This window comes from Mesorhizobium sp. B2-5-7, from assembly GCF_006440875.1.
In the GTDB taxonomy this organism is placed as follows: Bacteria; Pseudomonadota; Alphaproteobacteria; order Rhizobiales; family Rhizobiaceae; genus Mesorhizobium; species Mesorhizobium australicum.
Window position 1 is genome coordinate 85,287 of the sequence record NZ_VFUO01000009.1, and the last position, 19,651, is coordinate 104,937.

Annotated in this window: 19 protein-coding genes; 13 read left to right on the forward strand and 6 right to left on the reverse strand. The window is 64.0% G+C overall.

From position 1 onward, the window contains the following. Positions 1-137: 137 nt before the first annotated feature. The 6 genes from radA to FJ543_RS29110 all read left to right on the forward strand — a co-directional run bounded on the left by radA (position 138) and on the right by FJ543_RS29110 (position 5,718). Positions 138-1,541, forward strand: coding sequence for a DNA repair protein RadA (gene radA, locus FJ543_RS29085; RefSeq protein WP_140823737.1), 1,404 nt, complete (start codon positions 138-140; stop codon positions 1,539-1,541). Positions 1,542-1,588: 47 nt separating this feature from the next. Beyond that, the gene (locus FJ543_RS29090; RefSeq protein WP_015318515.1) at positions 1,589-2,248 is read left to right on the forward strand and encodes a CvpA family protein; all 660 of its coding nucleotides are present in this window, start codon (positions 1,589-1,591) and stop codon (positions 2,246-2,248) included. Positions 2,249-2,352: 104 nt separating this feature from the next. Further along, on the forward strand, positions 2,353-3,822 hold the full coding sequence (gene purF / locus FJ543_RS29095; RefSeq protein WP_015318516.1) for an amidophosphoribosyltransferase: 1,470 nt from the start codon (positions 2,353-2,355) through the stop codon (positions 3,820-3,822). A 48-nt stretch (positions 3,823-3,870) separates the two neighbouring features. Next, positions 3,871-4,611, forward strand: a complete 741-nt coding sequence (locus FJ543_RS29100; protein WP_140726372.1) for an SDR family NAD(P)-dependent oxidoreductase — start codon at positions 3,871-3,873, stop codon at positions 4,609-4,611. 77 nt (positions 4,612-4,688) lie between these two features. Next, positions 4,689-5,330 (forward strand): hypothetical protein, encoded by a 642-nt coding sequence (locus FJ543_RS29105; RefSeq protein ID WP_140726375.1) that lies wholly within the window; start codon positions 4,689-4,691, stop codon positions 5,328-5,330. A gap of 169 nt (positions 5,331-5,499) precedes the next feature. Beyond that, positions 5,500-5,718, forward strand: a complete 219-nt coding sequence (locus FJ543_RS29110) for a hypothetical protein (protein ID WP_015318519.1) — start codon at positions 5,500-5,502, stop codon at positions 5,716-5,718. Between the two features lie 48 nt (positions 5,719-5,766). On the opposite strand, the gene FJ543_RS29115 is transcribed toward FJ543_RS29110, so the two are convergent. After that, positions 5,767-6,270: an OsmC family protein gene (locus FJ543_RS29115; RefSeq protein WP_140617232.1), complete on the reverse strand. Its 504-nt coding sequence runs from the start codon at positions 6,268-6,270 to the stop codon at positions 5,767-5,769. Positions 6,271-6,464: 194 nt separating this feature from the next. Here FJ543_RS29115 and FJ543_RS29120 point away from each other — a divergent pair, with 194 nt between their 5' ends. The 3 genes from FJ543_RS29120 to FJ543_RS29130 all read left to right on the forward strand — a co-directional run bounded on the left by FJ543_RS29120 (position 6,465) and on the right by FJ543_RS29130 (position 10,419). Beyond that, on the forward strand, positions 6,465-7,982 hold the full coding sequence (locus FJ543_RS29120; RefSeq protein ID WP_140726378.1) for an alpha/beta hydrolase: 1,518 nt from the start codon (positions 6,465-6,467) through the stop codon (positions 7,980-7,982). A 157-nt stretch (positions 7,983-8,139) separates the two neighbouring features. Beyond that, complete coding sequence (aguA, locus tag FJ543_RS29125) at positions 8,140-9,246, forward strand: agmatine deiminase (protein ID WP_140726381.1); 1,107 nt, start codon at positions 8,140-8,142, stop codon at positions 9,244-9,246. A gap of 69 nt (positions 9,247-9,315) precedes the next feature. Beyond that, entirely contained in the window at positions 9,316-10,419 is a 1,104-nt protein-coding gene (locus tag FJ543_RS29130; protein WP_140726384.1) for a polyamine ABC transporter substrate-binding protein, read from the forward strand. Positions 10,420-10,432: 13 nt separating this feature from the next. Here FJ543_RS29130 and FJ543_RS29135 read toward each other — a convergent pair whose 3' ends face one another. The 3 genes from FJ543_RS29135 to FJ543_RS29145 all read right to left on the reverse strand — a co-directional run bounded on the left by FJ543_RS29135 (position 10,433) and on the right by FJ543_RS29145 (position 12,759). Next, positions 10,433-11,140 (reverse strand): LuxR C-terminal-related transcriptional regulator, encoded by a 708-nt coding sequence (locus FJ543_RS29135; RefSeq protein WP_224622140.1) that lies wholly within the window; start codon positions 11,138-11,140, stop codon positions 10,433-10,435. A gap of 165 nt (positions 11,141-11,305) precedes the next feature. Beyond that, positions 11,306-12,151 carry a glutathione S-transferase family protein gene (locus FJ543_RS29140; RefSeq protein WP_140878617.1) on the reverse strand — a complete coding sequence of 282 codons (846 nt, stop codon included), beginning with the start codon at positions 12,149-12,151 and terminating at the stop codon, positions 11,306-11,308. A gap of 26 nt (positions 12,152-12,177) precedes the next feature. Next, complete coding sequence (locus tag FJ543_RS29145; protein WP_015318526.1) at positions 12,178-12,759, reverse strand: VOC family protein; 582 nt, start codon at positions 12,757-12,759, stop codon at positions 12,178-12,180. Between the two features lie 337 nt (positions 12,760-13,096). Here FJ543_RS29145 and FJ543_RS29150 point away from each other — a divergent pair, with 337 nt between their 5' ends. Continuing rightward, complete coding sequence (locus FJ543_RS29150; protein ID WP_140617238.1) at positions 13,097-13,984, forward strand: DMT family transporter; 888 nt, start codon at positions 13,097-13,099, stop codon at positions 13,982-13,984. Positions 13,985-14,044: 60 nt separating this feature from the next. Beyond that, on the forward strand, positions 14,045-14,950 hold the full coding sequence (locus FJ543_RS29155) for a DMT family transporter (RefSeq protein ID WP_140823745.1): 906 nt from the start codon (positions 14,045-14,047) through the stop codon (positions 14,948-14,950). Between the two features lie 217 nt (positions 14,951-15,167). On the opposite strand, the gene FJ543_RS29160 is transcribed toward FJ543_RS29155, so the two are convergent. Then, positions 15,168-16,031 (reverse strand): LysR substrate-binding domain-containing protein, encoded by an 864-nt coding sequence (locus FJ543_RS29160; protein ID WP_140823746.1) that lies wholly within the window; start codon positions 16,029-16,031, stop codon positions 15,168-15,170. 110 nt (positions 16,032-16,141) lie between these two features. Here FJ543_RS29160 and FJ543_RS29165 point away from each other — a divergent pair, with 110 nt between their 5' ends. Both FJ543_RS29165 and FJ543_RS29170 read left to right on the forward strand, forming a co-directional pair. Continuing rightward, positions 16,142-16,549 (forward strand): 4-oxalocrotonate tautomerase family protein, encoded by a 408-nt coding sequence (locus tag FJ543_RS29165; RefSeq protein WP_140823747.1) that lies wholly within the window; start codon positions 16,142-16,144, stop codon positions 16,547-16,549. 103 nt (positions 16,550-16,652) lie between these two features. Beyond that, positions 16,653-18,875, forward strand: a complete 2,223-nt coding sequence (locus tag FJ543_RS29170) for an AMP-binding protein (RefSeq protein ID WP_140878618.1) — start codon at positions 16,653-16,655, stop codon at positions 18,873-18,875. A gap of 27 nt (positions 18,876-18,902) precedes the next feature. Here the strand turns inward: FJ543_RS29170 and FJ543_RS29175 are convergent, their stop codons facing one another. Further along, complete coding sequence (locus FJ543_RS29175; protein WP_224584719.1) at positions 18,903-19,649, reverse strand: phosphatidylcholine/phosphatidylserine synthase; 747 nt, start codon at positions 19,647-19,649, stop codon at positions 18,903-18,905. Between the last annotated feature and the right edge of the window lie 2 nt (positions 19,650-19,651).

The following is a 19,651-nucleotide window of genomic DNA, read 5'->3' on the forward strand; positions in this document are numbered from 1 at the left end:
CCTTGCCAGCGACCTCGATAGCCGTAACGGGTCTCGGCGCTCTGCGGCGCCCCCCTCTGTCATGCCGGACGTCCCGCCCGCACGGGGGGAGATTGGCTGTCGCGCGCGGCGCCCGCCAGAGGGCGGGAAGGTAAAGCGTGGTCAAATCCCGCGTCCAGTTCATCTGCCAGAATTGCGGTTCGGTGCATCAGCGCTGGGCCGGCAAATGCGATGCCTGCGGCGAGTGGAACACGCTGGTCGAGGAAGGCACATCTGGCGGCATCGGCTCGGGTCCTGCCAACACGCGCAACGCCCGCAAGGGCCGCGCGGTGGTGCTGACCACACTTTCAGGCGATATCGAGGACGCGCCGCGCATCATCTCAGGTATCGGCGAACTCGACCGCGCCACCGGTGGCGGTTTCGTTCGGGGCTCTGCACTTCTGGTCGGCGGCGATCCCGGTATCGGCAAATCGACGCTGCTCACCCAGGCCGCGGCCGCACTTGCCTCCAAGGGCCATCGCATCGTCTATGTCTCGGGCGAAGAGGCAGTTGCCCAGATAAGGCTGCGTGCGCAGAGGCTCGGCGTCGCCTCGGCGCCGGTGGAACTCGCGGCCGAAACCAATGTCGAGGATATCCTTGCCACGATCGCCGACGGCAAGCGGCCCGATCTGGTCATCCTCGATTCGATCCAGACGCTGTGGACCGACCTTGCCGATTCGGCGCCGGGCACCGTCACACAAGTGCGCGCCGCCGCGCAGGCGATGATCCGCTACGCGAAATCCACGGGTGCCGCGATCGTGCTGGTCGGCCATGTCACCAAGGAAGGCCAGATCGCGGGTCCGCGCGTGGTCGAGCACATGGTCGATGGCGTGCTCTATTTCGAGGGCGAAGGCGGCCACCACTTCCGTATCCTGCGCACGGTGAAGAACCGCTTCGGACCGACCGACGAGATCGGGGTCTTCGAAATGTCGGACAAAGGTCTGCGCGAGGTCTCCAATCCATCCGAGCTTTTCCTTGGCGAACGGCACGCGAAATCACCGGGAGCAGCGGTTTTCGCCGGCATGGAAGGCACCAGGCCGGTTCTGGTCGAAATCCAGGCGCTGGTCGCGGCCTCCTCGCTCGGCACGCCGCGCCGGGCGGTGGTCGGCTGGGACGGCGCGCGGCTGTCGATGATCTTGGCAGTGCTGGAGGCGCATTGCGGTGTGCGTTTCGGGCAGCATGACGTCTACCTCAACGTCGCCGGCGGCTACCGCATCAGCGAGCCGGCGGCCGATCTCGCGGTCGCCGCCGCACTGGTTTCCTCGCTCACTGGTCTTGCCCTCCCCGCCGATTGCGTCTATTTCGGCGAAATCAGCCTTTCGGGCGCGGTGAGGCCGGTTGCGCATGCGCAGCAGCGTCTCAAGGAAGCCGAAAAGCTGGGTTTTGGTAGCGCGGTTCTGCCCGTGGGCAGCGAGGAACTTGCTGGGGGGATTGGGGCCGGCGCTTTCCAGCCCACCGAGCTTGCCGACCTCGTGGCGCGCATAGCCGGCTCACGGCGCGGCCGTGCCGACGATGAAGAATGACGCGGCTCGTCGAGTCGTGAACAAGAGATCGGAGTGGGGCCAAAGACATGCCGATTACGCTGCTTGACGGAATTCTCGTCGGCTTCACCCTGGTCTCGGCGATGCTCGCCATGGTTCGCGGCTTTTCGCGCGAGGTGCTTTCGGTCGTCTCCTGGGCGGCGGCGGCGGCGGCGGCCTTCTTCTTCTACAAACCGGTCCTGCCCTACCTGAAGCCCTATATCGACAATGAGAAGATCGCCATGGCGGCGGCCGCAGGCGTGGTCTTCATCATCGCGCTGATCGTCGTCTCGGTCATCACCATGAAGCTTGCCGACTGGATCATCGATTCGCGCATCGGCGCCCTCGACCGCACGCTCGGCTTCCTTTACGGCGCCGCGCGCGGCGTCCTGGTCGTCGCTGTCGCGCTGCTGTTCTTCAACTGGCTGGCCGGCGCCAAGGCCCCGGCCTGGGTCACGGAAGCCAAGTCGCGGCCGCTGCTGGAACAGATCGGCGCCAAGCTCGAGAGCCTGCTGCCAGAGGACCCGGAAAACGCCATCCTCAAGAAGCTCAATCCGAATCAGCCGGCCGCCGAGACCCCCGTCGCGCCCGACGCACCGGCGGCGGATGCACCAGCCGGCGGCGACGACGCCAATGCGCCGGCTCCTGACGACAACGACGCCGGTCCTGCCGACAACACCGCCAAGCCGGCGCCAGCGCCGGCGAACTGAGGTCGGAACGGGGCGTCTGACGATCGATCCATGTGAACGATCGCATGCAGTGCGTTGCTTTCGACGTGCGACCGCCTTATATGGCGATTTTAGCGGAGCTTAAGATGGCAGACGCAGACGACGTGCTTTCCGCCGAGGCTGACGATCATTTCCATGACGAGTGCGGCGTGTTCGGCATCTTTGGCCGGCAGGACGCGGCGGCCATCGTCACACTCGGTCTGCATGCGCTGCAGCATCGAGGTCAGGAAGCGGCCGGCATCGTCTCCTATGACGGCACCCAGTTCCATGTCGAACGCCATGTCGGCCTGATCGGCGACACCTTCACCAAGCAGCGCGTCATCGACAGCCTGCAAGGCAACCGCGCCATCGGCCACACGCGCTACGCGACCACCGGCGGCGCCGGCATGCGCAACATCCAACCCTTCTTCGCCGAATTGGCCGATGGCGGCTTTGCCGTCGCCCATAACGGCAACCTCACCAACGCCATGACGGTGCAGCGCGCGCTGCAGAAGCAAGGCGCGATCTTCTCCTCCACCTCCGACACCGAGACGCTTTTGCATCTGGTCGCGACCAGCAAGGAGCGCGACCTCAATTCGCGCTTCATCGACGCGGTGCGCCAGGTCGAGGGCGCCTTCTCGCTGGTGGCGATGACGGCCAAGAAGATGATCGGCTGCCGCGATCCGCTCGGCATCCGCCCGCTGGTGCTGGGCGATCTCGACGGCGCCTGGATCCTGGCCTCCGAGACCTGTGCGCTCGACATCATCGGCGCGCGTTTCGTGCGCGACCTGAAGCCCGGCGAGATGGTCGTCGTCACCTCCAAGGGCATTGAGAGCCTGTTCCCGTTCGAACCGCAGAAGACCCGCTTCTGCATCTTCGAATATGTCTATTTCGCCCGACCCGACTCCTCGGTCGAGGGCCGTAACGTCTATGAGGTACGCAAGCGCATCGGCGCGGAACTGGCGCAGGAAAATCCGGTCGACGCCGATATCGTCGTACCGGTGCCGGATTCCGGCACGCCGGCGGCAATCGGCTTCAGCCAGGCGGCGGGCATTCCCTTCGAACTCGGCATCATCCGCAACCACTATGTCGGCCGCACCTTCATCCAGCCTGGCGATTCGATCCGCCATATGGGCGTCAAGCTCAAGCACAACGCCAATCGCCGCATGATCGAGGGCAAGCGCGTGGTGCTGGTCGACGACAGCATCGTGCGCGGCACCACCAGCCAGAAGATCGTGCAGATGGTGCGCGATGCCGGCGCCAAGGAAGTGCACATGCGCATCGCCTCGCCGCCGACCAGCGCATCGTGCTTCTATGGCGTCGACACGCCGGAGAAGTCGAAGCTGCTGGCTTCGCGCATGTCGGTGGAAGAGATGGCCGAGTTCATCCGGGTCGATTCGCTCGGTTTCCTCAGTATCAACGGTCTCTACCGCGCCGTCGGCGAGGCCAGCCGCGACGACGAGCAGCCGCAGTTCTGCGATGCATGCTTCACCGGCCAGTACCCGACCCGCCTGCTCGACTTCGAAGGCCACGACAATGTGCGCACGCTGTCGCTGCTGGCGACAAGCGGGTCGTAGAATTGGCGGATCCTCATCAGCCTTAGCCAGAGTTCCGGAAGCCATCGCATGACCCTCGACCTTACCGGCCGCGTCGCGGTCGTCACCGGCGCCTCGCGCGGCATCGGCTATTTCATCGCCAGGGAATTGGCTGCGGCCGGCGCGCATGTCATCGCGGTTGCCCGCACCGTCGGCGGGCTGGAAGAACTCGACGACCAGATCAAGGCGGCCGGCGGCCAGGCGACATTGGTGCCGCTCGATCTCGCCGACATGGCCGGTATCGACCGGCTGGGCGGCGCCATCCACGAGCGCTGGGGCAAGCTCGACATCCTCGTCGCCAATGCCGGCGTGCTTGGCGTCATCTCGCCGATCGGCCATGTCGAGGCCAAGACCTTCGAAAAGGTGATGACCATCAACGTCACCTCGACCTGGCGGCTGATCCGCTCGGTCGACCCGCTGCTGCGGCTTTCGGATGCCGGCCGGGCGATTATCCTGTCGTCCAACGCGGCGCATTCGGCGCGCGCCTTCTGGGCGCCTTACGCGGCATCGAAGGCGGCGGTGGAGACCATGATGCGCTCCTGGGCGCATGAGACGCAAAATCTGCCGCTGCGCGTCAATGCAGCCGACCCCGGCGCCACCCGCACCGCGATGCGCGCACAAGCCGTGCCCGGTGAGGATCCCGAGACATTGCCGCACCCCTCCGAGATCGCCAAACGCATCGTGCCGCTGGCCAGCCCGGATCTCAAAGAGACCGGCCTGATCTTCCAGGCCAAGCACAACCGCTTCGTCGCCTACCGACAACCGGAATAAAAGCCGGTTCGAAATGGATTAAAACAGCCTTCGGCTACGTTCTTCTGACGTGGGACATTCGAAACCGGAGGACCGACATGCCAAGACTCGCCATCGTTGCCGCCACCGCCCTTGCCGCCGCTCTTGGAGCTACGGTGGGCGTGGCCGTTTCCCAAGATACCAAGATGAGTTTCTTCGTCACCAGCGTCGGCTCCGGCAAGGGGGGCGATCTCGGCGGCCTGAAGGGCGCGGATGCCCATTGCGCGTCGCTGGCGGAAGCCGCCGGCGTCACCGGCAAGACCTGGCACGCATATCTCTCGACCAGCGCGGAGGATGCGCGCGATCGCATCGGCAAGGGTCCCTGGTTCAACGCCAAGGGCGCCAAGATCGCCGATGATGTCGCCTCGCTGCACAGCGACGCCAACGGCATCACCAAGCAAACCGCGCTGAACGAGAAGGGTGAGACGGTCAACGGCCGCGGCGATACGCCCAACCGACACGACATGCTGACCGGCTCCAAGCCCGACGGCACCAGGATCGCCGACCAGACCTGCGGCGACTGGACGATGAGCGGCTCCGAAGGGGCGGCGATGATGGGCCATCACGACCGCACCGGTCTCGACGATTCGGCGGCGGCGAAGTCGTGGAATTCTTCGCATGCCTCGCGTGGCGGCTGCAGCCAGGAGGCGCTGAAAGGCACAGGCGGCGACGGCCTGTTCTATTGCTTTGCGACCGACTGAACCACGGCGGAGGGCAATACCGCAGCTAGGAACCCGACGGATCATCACGCGGCTGTGATCTGAGAGGAGAAGCCGCTGGGCGGTCATGCTTTCGTCATTTCCGAGGAGTTGTTAGGATCGAGCGAATCCCGCAACGAGAGCCCGATCTGGGCAGAACAAGGAAAACTCCATGGCTACGACCGCAGCATTGGTCTGGTATCTGGTAATCGCCGGCCCGCAGGGCGGCATGGTCGTGCTGCCCAGCACCTTCGACAAGCGCGAACAGTGCACCGCCGCCATCACCGAGTATCAGAAGCAGCCGACACCCGCCGGCTGGTCCGTGCAGTGCGTGCCGAGCGCCTCGCCCTTCACCGACGAAGGCGACGCCGAAGAGCCGGCAGCTCAGTAAGCATCAGATCGCAAGGCCCCCGACCGCTGCCGCGGGCCTTGCGATTCATCACCGCGCGCTCACCGTCAGTTCCGGCTTTTGTTTGATGGTCTGGAACACCACGCAATAGCGCTCGGTCAGCTTCAGCAGCGAATCAATGCGCTCCGGAGGCTCCGCCGTGTCGAGATTGAAATTGAGCCGAATGGCGCGAAAGCCGACCGGCGCATCCTTGGCGACACCAAGCGTGCCGCGAAAATCAAGATCGCCTTCGGCTTCAACGGTAGCGGCGCCGAGCTTGAATTCGAGCGCCGTCGCCACCGCCTTCAGCGTCACCCCGGCGCACGCCACCAGCGCCTCGAGCAGCATGTCGCCGGAGCACAGTTCGAGCCCCGAGCCGCCTGTTGCCGGATGAAGGCCGGCGATTGCCAACGCCCTGCCCGTCTCCACCTTGCAGGCCACCGACTGTTCGTCGATCGAGCCCTTTGCCCTTAGCGTGATCAGTGCTTGCGTGGCGTCGTCGCGGTAGGCCTGCTTCAGCGGCGCCTGCATGGCCTTCAGCTCGGTTGCGTCCATTTTCGTTCCTCCGACAGGCTTTCTGCCTTGATAGCATGGTCCTGCGAGACGTGTGAGGCAATCCAAACATGACGACCCAAGCTGTCAGGAACTGGTTCGGCCGAAACAACAGCAGTGGGCGCGCCATCGTCTGATCCCTTTGACTTCATCCGCCTCGGCCATAGCTATGCGGGAGTCTTTTCCGCGGAGGTCTCATGCGTTCCAAGCTGAAACTCGTCTCCCTTGTCCTCTTCATGCTTGCCGGTTTCGCGCAGCCTCTCCTGGCCGAAACGGCGGAGCGGCCGGCACCCGCGGGCGGCGTGCTTTCACTGCTGCCGTCACCTGAGATCACCGACCATTCGATCACCATTGGCGGACGCAGCCTGCGGTATCAGGCAAAGGCCGGCACGCTTCCGCTGCTCTCCGGCAAGGGCGAGATCACGGCGGAGATCTTCTATGTTGCCTATACGCTGAAGCCGCGGGAGAGCGTGGCGACGGAAGCACCGCGGCCAATCACCTTCGTGTTCAACGGCGGCCCGGGCGCCGCTTCAGCCTATCTGCATCTCGGCGCGCTCGGACCGCGCGTCGTGGCGACCGGAGCCGGCGGGGAATTCCTCCCCTCGCCGCAAAAGCTCATCGACAATCCCGACAGTTGGCTCGACATGACCGACCTCGTCTTCGTCGACCCGGTGGGAACCGGCTACAGCCGCGAGGCGCCCGGCCACGATACGCACGACTTCTGGGGCGTCAGCCAGGACGCCAGTTCGGTCGGCGCCTTCATCAGGCTCTATCTCGCCCAAAACGGCCGCATGGGATCTCCGCTGTTCCTCGCCGGTGAGAGCTATGGCGGGTTCCGGGCGGCACTGCTTGCCAGGACGCTGCAGGAAGATATCGGCATCAGCCCGAGCGGCATCGTGCTGATCTCGCCGGCGCTGGAATTCACCCTGGTGCAGCCCGACGAATTCGAGCCGCTGCATTGGGCTCTCGAACTACCCTCCCTCGCCGCGGTTCGCCTGCGCAGTGAAGGTGTCAGCGGCGACACTTTGCGGAAAAAGCTCGCCGAGGTCGAGCATTATGCACTTGGCGAGTACCTCAGTGCGCTCACCAGTGGGCTGGAGCAAGGCGGACGGCTGGCGGGTGATCGCGTGGCCGAGATCACCGGCCTGCCTCTCGACCTCGTTCACCGCAACTTCGCCCGCGTCCCGACCTCGCTCTTCGCAAGGGAGTTTGGCCGTGCCATGCGTAAGGTGCTCAGCCCCTATGACGGCATGATCGCGACGGCGGACATCGCTCCCCAGAGCGCCCGTATCGCTGGCCCCGATCCGGTGCTGGACCGTAGTGTGCCGGCGCTGACCTCAGCCTTTGTCGCTTACGCGCGCGACGAGCTGAACTTTCGCACCGATGTCAGCTACCGCTTGCTGAACGGCGATATCAGCCACAACTGGGACTATGGGACGAGCGCCTCGCGCCAGGGCTATGCCGGCGTGATGGATGACCTGCAACGGGCGCGGTCCTTGAATCCCGCGCTGGGCGTCGTCATCGTCAATGGCTACACCGATCTCGTCACTCCCTATCTGGCGTCGCGTTATCTGGTCAGCCAGATCCCGTCGCTCGCCGGCGCCAGGCCGATCCGCCTCGACGTCGTTGAAGGTGGGCACATGATGTATCTCGAACCGGATGGACGGCGCGCGCTGAAGCAGGCCGCTTCACAGCTTTACCAGGCAACCCAGTAAACGACAGGACATCGAGTCCCCGGGCAACCAAGGCGCCGATGCAGGCCCGGTGGCGGGCGCAGTGATCAAGCTGTCCCAAATGGGACATTGACGGACAAGGCCCCAAAACCGTCTGATCGGGCAAGGTTTCGTCATTCCATTTTCCGGTGGTCCCACAATGTCACATACGCTCCCGACCACACCGAGGCAGGATGGGTTTCGCGCCCCTGGCGAATTCGAACCCAAATCGGGCTGTTGGCTGATCTGGCCAGAACGGCCGGACACCTGGCGGCTGGGCGCCAAGCCCGCGCAGAGGCTGTTCGCCAATGTCGCTGCGGCGATCGCACAAAGCGAGCCGATGACGGTGGCGGCGTCCAGCCGCCAGTGGCAGAACGCAAGAGCGCGATTGCCCAGCCATGTGCGCGTCGTGGAAATGTCGACCAATGATTCCTGGCTCCGCGACAGTGGCCCCAATTTCGTCGTCAATGATCGAGGCGAAGTGCGCGGCGTCGATTGGATCTTCAACGCTTATGGCGGTTTCGACGGCGGCCTCTACTCGCCTTGGGATCTCGACGACCTCGTGGCGCAAAAGGTCCTCGAGATCGAGAGGATGGACCGTTATCGCGCACCGCTGATCGCCGAGGGCGGCGGACTGCAATGCGACGGCCAAGGCACGCTCATCACGACCGAGCAGTGCCTGCTCAATCGCAACCGTAATGCCCATCTCGGAAAGGCGAAGGTGGAACAACAGCTTGGCGACTATCTCGGCGTCGACAAAATCATCTGGCTGCCGCGCGGTTTTGCTTTCGACGAGACGGATGGCCATGTCGACGACCTCTGCTGCTTCGTTCGTCCGGGCGTTGTGGCGCTGAGCTGGACCGACGAGCGGGACGATCCGCAATATGAGATCGTACGCGAAGCCGAAGAGGTGCTGCGCTCGGCCCGCGACGCGCGTGGCCGTCGCCTGGAGGTTCATCGGCTGCACCATCCCCTGCCGATCGAGATGACGATGGAAGAAAGCGAGAGCGTGGACCGGGTCGATTCGACCTGGGCACGGCCGACCGGCAACCGGATCGCGGCGAGTTACATCAACTATTATCCGGGCAACAGCGTCGTGGTCGTGCCGGAATTCGGCTGCAATCTCGACGGGAAGGCAAAGCAACAGCTGGCCACGCTGTTTCCCGATCACAAGCTCGTCGGCATCGAGAACTCCCGCGAAATTCTGCTCGGAGGCGGCAATGTCGCCTGTATCACGTTACCCGTTTATGCGCCCCACCGGCGTTGAGCGGCAAGCGTGCCGAAGTGAAATCAGAACGGTGCGCCGCGTCGGCCCGCCAGGCAAAAGGAGATACCCATGCGCGCTCTGCTCTTCCCAATCCTGACCGCCGCGCTTGCCTGCGGCATCAGTTTCGGCGTCGCCCGGGCGGACGATGAGAAGGTGGTCAACGTCTACAACTGGTCCGACTACATCGCCCCGGACACAGCTGAGAAATTCGAGAAGGAGACGGGCATCAAGGTCCGCTACGATGTCTATGACGGCAACGAGGTCCTTGAGACGAAACTGCTCACCGGCGGCTCGGGATATGACGTGGTCTATCCCTCGGCCTTTCCGTTCCTGAAGAACCAGGTGAAGGCAGGCGCTTTCCTGCGGCTCGACAGATCGAAGCTTTCAAACCACTCGAAAATCGATCCGCAAGCCTTGTCGCTGATCGCGGGTGCGGATCCGCAGAACCTGTACGCCGTGCCTTATATGGCCGTCACAGACGGGATCGGCTACAATGTCGCTGCCGTCAAGCAACGGATGCCGGATGCGCCGACAGGTTCCTTCGCCATGGTCTTCGACGTCGACGTCGTCAAGAAATTCTCCGATTGCGGCGTCGCCATGATCGATGCTCCGGCGGAGATCATTCCTATGGCTATGAACTATCTCCACATCGATCCCAGGTCGACCAGTCCGGACGACCTCGCCAAGGTCGAAGAGCTGATGGGCAAGGTGCGTCCCTATATCCGTTACTTCCACTCGTCGAAATACATCAACGACCTGGCGAATGGCGACATCTGTGTCGTGCTGGGCTGGTCGGGCGACATATTGCAGGCCAAGACCCGTGCGGCGGAATCCGCGAAGAAGCTGGAGATTGCATATTCCATTCCAAGGGAAGGCACGCTGATAAACTTCGATACGATGGCCGTGCCGAAGGATGCGCCGCATCCGGAGAATGCCCAAGCCTGGATCGATTTCAACTTGCGGCCCGATATCGCAGCGGCCAATTCCAGTTATGTTTCCTATGCCAATGCGATCCCGGAATCCCTGCCACTGATGGATCAGGCCGTCGCAAAGGATCCCGGCGTTTTCCCATCCGACGATGTAAAGGCCAAGCTGTTCGTGGTCGAGAACAACGACGCAAAGCTGCTGCGACTGCAAAACCGCATGTGGACACGCGTCGTGACGGGACAGTGAAGCTGGCGAACCATCAGTTGGGCGAGGCCTTCCAGCCTATGGCCAACAGCTCGACCTGGGAGTGCACACCGAGCTTGCGGTAGACCTGCTTGATGTGGTTGCGCACGGTGCCGGGTGAAATCGACAGGTTTCGCGAAATCGTCTTGGCGCTGCCACCCTCGATCAGGAGCCGCGCGATCTGCCTTTCCCGGGCGCTGAGTTGCGACCCCGCGGCTTCGATTGCGGAACCCTTGTCGCGAAGACGGCACAAATGAAGCAGCCTTTGCAGAATGAGCTTTGTCGCGCTGCTCGCCGCGCCGGCCACGGCCAGATCATGCTCGCCAAAACGCGGTGCGCCTTCCCGGCGAAGAAAGGTTACATAGCCGGCGGTCAGTCCGTCGAGGTTGAACACGCCGGTTATTTCATCGAAGCTGCCGGAGGGCCCGTAGAATTCGCGGTAATACGGCGTGCGCTGGAAATCGCCTTGGCTGAGAGCCGACAACGGCAGCAGGAAATCCTGTCTGGTGCTGGCGAACCTCTGGAAGAACGGATCCTGGCGATAGACGCGCGCATCATAGTCCCGGTTCCAGCGATCGGGTCCGGCATCGTCGATGGTCAGGGATGTTATGTCGCGACGATAGAAGCCAACATAGACACGATCCGAGCCAAGCAGCACCCTCGCCGCCGCGCTGAAGCGGGCCGACAAGTCTTCGGGCGTTGCCGCCAGGGCCGCGGCGGCCACGCCACCACTCCAGCGTTCAAGCCGGTCGAGAGAAAAAATCGACTGCATCCGCGCCCAGACTAAAGCAAGCCCCGCCAACTTCAAGCTGGCGGGGAACGCGACGTCGCCGGTGAGATCAATCCCGTGGCCGCTTCCGCAGCTCATCGCCCCATCGACTGGTTGGACTCACGCCTTGGCCTGCGACCTCACATGGGCGATGTAGCCGCGCACGTCGCCGGCCGGACCAGCATAGGCCTTGCCGAGCTTCTTCTCCATCGCAGCCATGTATTCCTTCGCCCATTTGGGCAGGGCGTAGTCGATGACGGCGAGGAATTCGAGCGTCGCCGCAAGACGGATGTCGGCGATCGACGGGTTCTTGCCGCCGATGAACGGCTTGCCGTCGCGGAAGAAGGAGTGGAAGACCTCGAGAGGCTCGGCAATGGCGGCGACCGCGGCCTTCTGCGCCTCCGATTTCCTATCCGGGTGGGCGTCGCTGTGACCGACTTCGCCGGCATATTGCGGGAAGCCGAGCGCCGGATAGGTGGCGCGCGCGACATAGGGATAGAGCGTGCCGATCAGATAGAACATGGCGCTGTCTATCATCGCCCGCTTGGCTGGCGCCTTGGGGTAGAATTTCTCCAGCCCATGCTTGTTGGAAAGATATTGCATGATGGCGCAGCTCTCCCACAGCACGCCACGCGGCAGGCCCTTGTCCTCGATCATCGGCGTCAGATGGGCCGGATTGCGCGCCATGTATTCGGGCGAGCGCGTGTGCCCCCACGCATCGGTCTCCGCATGGTCGAGCCCGGCGGCGCGGGCAAAGACGCGAACGGTCATGTTGTTGACGCTCGGCTTCAGCATGCTGATGGTCAGCGCCGATTTCCTTGCCGGTTTCGCCTTGGCCTTGGCCGCGGTCTTGCCGGCGGCCTTTGACGCCGTCTTGGTCGCAGCTTTTGCTGCCGGCTTCGCGGTCGTTTTTGCCGCTGGTTTGGCGGCCGGTTTCCCTGCGCTTTTCGCCACTGCTTTTGCCACGTGTTCCTCCCTTGCCTGTTCAGCCTTCAGTATGGATTTTTGGGCGCCCGGTCCGCCGACAATGTCGCGCGCGCGCGTTCCACCAGCGCCTGGATCGCATCAGCCAGATGCACCTCGGCGATGTTGTAGTCGCCACGCGTGACGCGAAGCTTATGCGCCTCCATCAGCACATCGGCATGGGTGAAGCCTGCAGGCGGCTCGAAACGATAAGAGGCAAGCTCGATCAGAAGGCCGAGCGGATCCTCGAAATAGATTGAATCCATGAAGCCGCGATCCTTGACGCCACTGTGTTTGATGGCGCGCTCGTCGAGCCGGGCGACCGCCTGCAGGAAAGTGACGCGGGACACCGAAAAGGCGATGTGATGCACGCAGCCCGGGTCGGTCGGGGTGCGGCGCTGCACGGCCGTGCGGGTCTCGTCGGTGAAGATGGTGATCAGCCGGCCGTCGCCCGGATCGAAATAAAGATGGCTTTCGCTCGGCTTGTCGAGATTGGGCTGCTCGAAGATGAAAGGCATGCCCAGCACCCCTTCCCAGAAATCGATCGAGGTCTGGCGACCGGCACCGACCAGCGTGATGTGATGGACGCCTTGCGACTGCAGTTTCTGCATCGGCCTTCTCCCCGCAATATCCGCTCTAGCAGAAGCGGCCCGTCACGCCGCGCCCGCACAAGCTACATCTGGCATGAGCTGAGCGCCAATTCGATGTCCGTCCCCCGGCGTTCTGCGCGCCTGCCTTCGTCTCCGGCTTTATAAGATGATGCTAAACCAATCGACCGTGCCGCGCCAGAAGCCGCATCCGGGACAAGCTGCATTTCGCACCACTGCCGCCTGCCCCAAAAGCAAGCGCGGTGCTGGAGCAGCGCCGTGCGGGATTTCGCCCGTATAGCTGGCAGGTGCGGAGCCGCCGGGGGCTGGGGCCGCCTTCACTCAAGCAGGCGCACGCCTTATGGCCGATATCGCCATTCTCGATACACGCGAAAGGGTCTTCGCCGGAATCCTGCTGACGGGCGCCGCCTATTTGCTGTTTTCGACGCAGGACGCCTCGATCAAACTGCTGGTCACCGGCATGACCGTCTGGCAGATCATGTTCTTCCGCAGCATCACCATTCTTGGCGCCTGCGCGGTGATCGGCGGGCGGCCGCTGTTCGCCGATACGGTGCGCTCGCCGATCGTGCGGCCGATGCTGGTGCGCAGCGCCTTCACGCTCGCCGCCTGGCTCTGTTACTACAATGCCGCCCGCAGCCTGCAACTCGCCGAACTGACCACCGTCTATTACGCGGCTCCGATCATCGTCACCGTGCTATCGGTGGTCTTGCTCGGCGAAAAGGTGCCCGTTCTGCGCTGGCTGGCGGTTCTGATCGGCTTTGCCGGCGTCTTTGTCGCCTGCGATCCCGCCCATCTTGGCCTGTCCGTGCCCGTGTTGCTGGTACTGACGGCGGCCTGCCTTTGGGGCATCGCCATCGTGCTTCTGCGCAAGACGGCGCTTGCCGAGCGCTCGACGATCCAGCTCCTCCTCAACAATTTCTATTTCCTGGTTTTTTCGGCGGTGCCGGCGCTGTCGTGGTGGCATACGCCGGACCCGGCACAATTGCTGCTTCTTGCCAGCGTCGGTGCGCTCGGCGGCCTGGCGCAATATCTTCTCTTCGAGGGCATGAAGCGTACGCCGGCATCGATCCTGGCGCCGCTCGAGTACACCTCGCTGTTGTGGGCGTTCGCGCTCGGCTTCGCGATCTGGGGCGACGTGCCGCGCCGCGAAGTGTTCCTGGGTGCCGCCCTTATCGTCGCCGCCGGCCTGCTGATCGTCGGCGGCGAACATTTCCGCAAGCGGCTTTGACGTGGATGGTCATTACTCCCGACACGACGATGTCAGGACGAGGCAAGGTAGGCTGCCGGCATGACTGAGATCACGGCCACCGCGGAAACCGCCGAACGCACGCTGGGTATCCTGCTGGTATCATCCTCGGCGGCTGTATTCGGGCTGACCGGCGTTCTGACCAAGTCGATCCATGCCGATCCGCTGACGATCACCTGCTGGCGCGGCTTTGTCGGCGCGATCCTGATCAGCCTCTACGTATTGTGGCGCCGCCGCCGTGCCGGCAACCGTGAACCGCTGCGGCTTGGCTGGCGCGGCTGGCTGCTGGCCATCGAAGGCGCACTGGCCAGCATCGCCTTCATTTCCGCTTTCAAGTTCACTTTCGTCGCCAATGTCGCGGTCATCTACGCGACGTCGCCCTTCATTGCCGCCGTACTGGCCTGGATGCTCGTGCGCGAGCCTTTCCGGCTGCAGACGATGGTGGCGGCGGCGGTGTCGCTGTGCGGGGTCGCCATCATGGTGTGGTCGGGTTTTGCCACCGGCAATTTGTTCGGCGACGGGCTGGCGCTGCTGATGACGGCCGGCAGCGCGCTGTACATGATCATGGTTCGCGCGTTCCGTGACACGCCCGTTGTGTGGGCCGGCGCGGTTTCGGCCTTCCTGCTGTTCATACTCGGATGGTTCGTCACCGATCCCCTGGCGGTCTCATCAAGGGACGCTATCCTGCTTGCCACCTTCGGCGCGTCCTTCGCACTGGCTTCCATTCTGTGGACGGAAGGCTCGCGGCTGATCCCGGCGCCTGAATCGGGCCTGCTCGGTTCGGCGGAAGTGCCGTTCGCGATCCTGTTTGCATTTCTGTTCCTGGCCGAAATCCCGCCGCTGGCCAGCATGGTCGGCGGTGCCATCGTACTCGGCGCCGTCTTTGCCCATGCCGGCCGTGACTGGCTGAAGGCACGCTCCCGGCAAGCGTCTTCAAATATTTCGTAAAAAATTTTCCAAGTCACGGAACCATCACCGTGCCCGGACATTATTAGTGCGACGGGCCACCCCCCAAGTCCCCCCAAACCCCTCGGCCCGTCCTACTCCAAGCCGACCGCAAGGTCGGCTTTTTCTTTGCGACAGCTTTTGCTTTGCAACAGACGGGTCGACCGCAAGTCGGCTTTCCAGCCAATAGACCGGCGACGGAACTTCGCGCCTAGTCAAATCAACCAAGCGGTCCGGACAAAGCGAGGCTACCGCCGAGCAGCGTCGCCAGATCGCCCGCGGGCGCATCGGCACCGGCGCGCAGGCGGATCGCGAACTCAGCCATCGGAACCGGCGGCAAGCCAAGTTCGCGGGGCGCTTCGACAATGCCGGAATGGGCAAAGCGCGGGGTTCGCAAGGTCAGCGCAACACCGGCATTTACCGCAGTGCGCAGACCGGCCAGGCTGGCGCTGCCGGCAGCGATGCGATAGCGGCGGCCGGCGGCGTCGAGCGCGGCGAGCGCCGCCTCGCGAAACCCGCAATAGGGGTCGAGCAGCGCCAGCGGCAATTCTTCCTGCCGCGAGGCCAGTCCCTTCTGCGAACACAGCCATGTCATCGGCTCGCGCAACACGCCGACCTCGTCCGGCACGGCAGCCTGGCGCATGACGATCGCCAGATCGAGGCTGCCAGCTTGTAACGCCTGCGCCAGTTCGGCGGAGCGGCCGACACGCAATTCGATCCTGACGCGGGGATGGCTGGAGGCGAAGGCACGCAGCAGGTCCGGCAGGCCGCTATCGGCGAAATCCTGCGTCGTGCCGATGGCGACGCGCCCGGCAGCGCGCGCGCCCTTCAGCGCCAGCCAGGCCTGGCGATGCACGGCAAGAATACGCCTGGCGTGCCCGACAAGATCCTCGCCTGCCGGCGTCAGGCCGCGCCCCCTGCCCTGCGGCGCCAGAAGTGGCTCACCGACGATCTCTTCCAAGCGCTGCATCTGCGCCGTCACCGCCGAGGGTGAGCGGCCGACATTGGCCGCCGCCTGCGCCAGCGAACCGCTGTCGACGAAAGCAAGGAAGGTTCTGAGCAGGTCGGGATCAAGCGTTTCCATAATTCGATTTTATCAAATCATCAGTTGAAAACAATTCAGTTTTTTCGATCAAAAGATGATGGCATGGTCTTCAACGGCGCCCACGCCGCTAAAAAACCAAGGAGAGCAAAATGCCCATCATCAATGTCAGCGTCACCGGCAAGCCCGACGCCACCCTGTCGGCCAGCATCGCCAGGGAAATAACCGAGATCACCGCCACGCATCTGCGCAAGGATCCGACGATCACCGCAGTTGCCGTGTCCTATCTCGATCCGCAGCACTGGTTCGCCGGCGGCAAGTCGCTCGCCGAGCACGGCACCAACACGTTCTGGCTCGACATCAAGGTGGTCGATGGCACCAACACAAAGCTCGAACTGGAGGCCTATCTCGAGGCGATCTTCGATGCCTTTGGCCGCCTGCTAAGCGGCGTGCACCAGGAGAGCTATGCTTTCGTGCATGAGGTTCCGGCAGCGGCCTATGGCTACGGCGGCAAGACGCAGGAGTTCCGTTTCATCAGCGGGCGGCTGAACGCGGCGTGAGGGCGCCCCTTCCGCATTGACCTTGCCTCGACTTCCGCTAGGCTCTGCCCCCGAAGCGGCCGCACAAGAGCCGCAATGACAAAATCGTTGGGAGAGACGCGGCATGATCCTGACACTGGCGCTGCTTGCGGGTCTGGTTGTGGCCTGGTTGCTGATCGGCGTGGTGGAAAAATTCCGCCTCGGCCTGCGCTTCACCCAAGCGCTGCTCTACGCACCGTTCAAGCTCGCCTACCGGATCAGCGACAATCGCATCAAGATCGCTCGCAAGGCGCAGGTGCCGGTCATCTATGTCATCTCGCACCAGTCGCGCTTCGAGCCGGCGCTGATGCTGTCGCTGCTGCCCGACGACACGCTGCATATACTCGACGAGGTCTCGGCGCGTTCGCCTTGGCTCGAACCATGGCGCGAACTCGGCCGCACCATTGCCTTCAACGCCGAACATGTCTTCGTCAGCCGCCGGCTGGTGCGCGTGCTGAAGGGCAAGGGCCGGCTGGCCGTCTATCTGCCGGACGCGGTCGAGCCCGACGTCAAGACGTTTCGGCTGTTCCGCGCCGTCACCCGCATCGCCATGCAGGCCGACGCCCGCATCGTGCCGATCTTCGTCGCCGGCGCCCGCAACCTGCCGGTGTCGCTGACGTCGGCGGACAAGGCACCGCGTCACTGGTTTCCACGGCTGTCGGTCAGTGTCCTGGAGCCGATGACGATCGCCGAACTGGTGGCGCGCAATCCGGACCAGGCTTCCAACACCAATGCGCTGTTCGACCGCGTCGCGGAGGCCCGGCTTTTTGGCACCGACCTCGACCGCGGCCTGTTCCTTGCCATGCGCGACGCCGCAACCAGGATCGGCGCTTCGCATGCGATCATCGAGGACGTCATTTCCGGGGCGCTGAGCTACCGCAAGATGTTCATCGGCGCGCGGGTGCTGGGCAGGCGCTTCGAGGCGGTGACGGCGCCGGGCGAAGCTGTGGGGGTGATGCTGCCCAACGCCAACGGCGTCGTGCTGTCGCTCGTCGGCCTGCTCTCGGCGGGCCGTGTGGCGGCGATGATCAACTACACGGCCGGGCCGGCAAGCGTCACCGCGGCTGTCCGCACCGCCGTCATCCGCACCGTTGTCTCTTCGCGTGCCTTCGTCGAGAAGGCCGATCTCGCCGATATCGTCGCCGCGGTCGAGAAGGGCGGCGCCAGGCTGCTGTGGCTGGAAGATGTACGCGAAAGCGTCACCACGCTGGACAAGCTTGCAGCCGCCTTGCTGTGGCGCCTGCCGCTGCAGCGACAGGACGCGGCAAAGCCCGGCGTGATCCTGTTCACCTCGGGCTCCGAAGGCACGCCGAAGGCCGTTGTTCTGTCGCAAAAGAATCTCCTCGCCAATGCCATGCAGGCCGAGGCGCGGATCACCATTTCGCCGGCGGACATCCTGCTCAACGTGTTGCCGGTGTTCCATTCGTTCGGCCTGACGGGCGGCACCATCCTGCCACTGGTCACCGGGGTAAAGCTGTTCCTCTATCCCTCGCCTCTCCACTACAAGCTCATCCCCGAGATCGCGCGCAAGGTGAAACCGACCATCATGTTCGGCACCGACACGTTCCTCGCCAACTATGCGCGTACCGCCAAGGACGGGGATTTCTCCAGTCTGCGCTTCGTCGTCGCCGGCGCCGAGGCGGTGAAGCCGGATACCCGCCGCGTTTATCGCGAACGCTTCCACGCCGAGATCATCGAGGGCTTCGGACTGACCGAGGCGGCGCCCGTGGTTGCCGTCAACACCGCGATCCACGGCCGCGACGGCACGGTCGGCCGGCTTCTGCCGGCCATTCGCATGAAACTGGAGCCAGTCGAAGGCATCAACGATGCCGGCCAGTTGTGGCTCGACGGGCCGAACATGATGATGGGCTACATGACCGCGGACCGCCCCGGCGAGCTCCAGCCGCTGACCGGCTGGCACGACACGGGCGATATCGTCGCCGTCGACCGCGAAGGCTTCATCAGCATTCGCGGCCGCGCCAAGCGCTTCGCCAAGATCGCTGGCGAGATGGTGTCGCTGGGTGCGGTCGAGATGCTGGTGCAGTCGCTTTGGCCGGAAGAACGCCATGCGGCGGTGGCGGTGCCGGACAAGAGGCGGGGCGAGCGCATCGTGCTGGTCACCACCGCCGACGATGCCAGCGCCGAGGAGTTGCGTCAGTTCGGCAAAAAGGCCGGAGCGGCCGAACTGATGGTGCCTAACGACATCGTCAAGGTCGAGGAGATCCCGGTGCTCGGTTCCGGCAAGACCGACTATGTGTCGACGAGAAAGCTGGCGATCGACCGGCTCGGGCTTGGCGTGGCGGCCTGAGTCGGATCAAGGACTTCGGCCGACTTTCTAACCTATGTCCGAAGGCGGCACTTTCTCGCCTTCCAGCTTGGCCCGCTTGGAGTAGGCGCGCACGCTGAATGGGAGAAAGATCAGGTAGCCCGCGACCGATGCCGTCAGCGTGTACCAGGGATAGGTCATCAGCAAGAGAATGTAGAGGACGACGGCGAGGATGACCGGCAGCACCCTGTCGCCGGGGATCTTGATGCTCTTGCCTGAATAGACTGGCAAGCGGCTGACCAGCAGGAAGGCCACCAGGATGGTGAAGCCGGTGGCGACGAAGGCGGCCGGCCGGCTGGGCTCCACCCCAAGCCGCAGGAAATAGAGATAGAGCGGCAGCATCACCAGAACGGCGCCTGCCGGCGCCGGCACACCGACGAAATATTCGGTCTGCCATATCGGGCGGTCGGCCTTCTCGTCGTCGAGCACGTTGAAACGCGCCAGCCGCAGCCCGCAAGCGATCGCAAACAGCAGTGCCGCGATCCAGCCTGGCGAGCCGGCGCGGTCGAGCAGGAAGGCATAGAGCACTAGTGCCGGCGCAACGCCGAAATTGACGATGTCGGCCAGGGAATCCATCTGCGCGCCGAATTTGGAGGTCGCCTTCAGCATCCGCGCCAGGCGGCCGTCAATGCCGTCGAGAAAAGCGGCCAGCAGCACCATTACCACCGCCGGCTCGAAACGCCCCTCGAAGCCGAAGCGGATGCCGGACAGGCCGGCGCAGATGGCAAGCACGGTGACCAGATTGGGCAGCACCATGC